The organism is Propionivibrio sp. (genome assembly GCF_017995515.1).
Taxonomy (GTDB): domain Bacteria; phylum Pseudomonadota; class Gammaproteobacteria; order Burkholderiales; family Rhodocyclaceae; genus Propionivibrio.
In genome coordinates, this window is record NZ_JAGOIT010000040.1 from 29017 (window position 1) to 30892 (window position 1876).

At 60.1% G+C, this 1876-nt stretch carries 2 protein-coding genes; both read left to right on the forward strand.

Features of this window, described 5'->3' with window-relative positions:
- A partial coding sequence (locus tag KBA32_RS08550; protein WP_294357494.1) for an ABC transporter permease occupies positions 1-1035 on the forward strand: 1035 nt, incomplete at its 5' end.
- 81 nt (positions 1036-1116) lie between these two features.
- Complete coding sequence (locus tag KBA32_RS08555; protein ID WP_294357497.1) at positions 1117-1839, forward strand: NYN domain-containing protein; 723 nt, start codon at positions 1117-1119, stop codon at positions 1837-1839.
- Positions 1840-1876 lie beyond the last annotated feature (37 nt).

Sequence of the window (1876 nt, forward strand, 5' to 3'; positions counted from 1 at the left end):
TTGCTGATCCTGCGTCCGGGCCAGAATCTCGGACCGGGGCGCGACAGTGCCGGCGCACCCGCCTTCAAGCTCGCCGACGTCGAGGCCATCGAGAACCAGGTGCCTTCGCTCAAGGCCGTCGCACCCGTCGTCGGCAGCAAGGTGACGCTGGTCGCCGGCGCGCAGAACTGGCAATCGACCGTCAACGGGACAAGCAACGCCTACTTCACCGCCGGCAACTGGAAAATCGACGCCGGACGCCAGTTCGAGGACGACGAAGAAGCCGCCGGCAAGGCCGTCTGCGTCATCGGCGCCACGGTGAAGAAGCAGCTGTTCGGCAACGCCTCGCCGCTCGGCGGCGAGATCCGCGTGAAGAACTTCTCCTGCCAGATCATCGGCACGCTCGCCGCCAAGGGCCAGGGCGCGATGGGGCAGGATCAGGACGACGTCGTGCTGATGCCGATCCGCACCGCGCAACGCCGCCTGACCGGGACGACCGACGTGTCGACGCTGATGCTCTCGATGCGCGATGGCGTCAATGCAACGACGACGATGGAACAGATTCGCCTGCTCATGCGCGAGCGGCGCAAACTGGCCGAGAACGCCGACGACAACTTCAGCATCATGGACACCAAACAGATCGCCGAAACGCTCTCCGGCACCATCCGCACGATGACCGGCCTGCTCGGCGCCGTCGCCGCGGTCAGCCTGCTCGTCGGCGGCATCGGCATCATGAACATCATGCTGGTCTCGGTCACCGAACGGACGCGCGAGATCGGCATCCGGCTCGCCATCGGCGCGCTCGAACACGAAGTGCTGCTGCAGTTCCTGATCGAAGCCGTCGTCCTCTCGGCGCTCGGCGGACTGGTCGGCATCATCCTCGCCTTCTTCGCCTGCCTCGGCCTCTCAACGCTGATGAGCATGCCCTTCCTCTTCAACCCGAGCATCAACCTCATCGCGCTCGCCTTCTCCGCCGCCATCGGCGTCATCTTCGGCTACATGCCGGCCCGGCGCGCGGCAAGGCTTGATCCGATCGTGGCGTTGCGCTTCGAGTGAGGTACCCGTATTGCATTCGTCGGACTCAGGCGCAAATGCCGTTGTGGTACGCTCCATAATCCAAAACAGATTAGGAAAGCCATGTCCGACATGTCAAAAAATGGCGACCGGGTAGCCGTCCTCGTCGATTGTGACAACACGTCGCCAGACATTCTTGAGTATGCGCTTCGTGTCGTCGTGCAGTTTGGCCGCGTGGTCGTCAGAAGAGGTTATGGGAACCATGCAACCTTGGCCAACAAATGGCAAGAGGCTCTGGTTCGGCTCGCTTTCACACCTTGTCTTCAATACCAGTATGCGGCTGGCAAGAACACATCCGACATCGCGCTGGCGCTTGATGCAATTGAGGACTTGTTCGATGAACGTGCAGATACCTACTGCCTTGTCACCAGCGATTCAGATTTTGCATACCTTTGCAGGAAACTACGCGAGCGGGGAGCAACTGTCTGTATTGTCGGAGAAGAGAAAACGCCAGATGCCTTGAGAAACGCTAGTGATCAGTTTTTCGAGTATTCGCCGCCCGAAACCGATAGTACGAAGGCAGCAAGCGTGCCCACCCCAAAGAGGAGGCCCAAAGCCATCATCGCAGCAGTATCACTGCTAGCAGCGGAATCATCGGAGGGGTGGGTCGGATTGGGAGCGCTTGGCCAATACATGAGACGAAGTGACCCCGGTTTCTCTCCACAGAAGTATGGCCACTCTGGGTTGCTGGAGATGGTACTCACCTATCCTGACTTAACGACCCGAAAGGACAACGGTGGACACTGGGTTCAGCCCAAACAGAAGGCAATGCAACCACCTCAATAGCGAATCATCGGAGACACTGCGGCACCTTCTTCTGTGA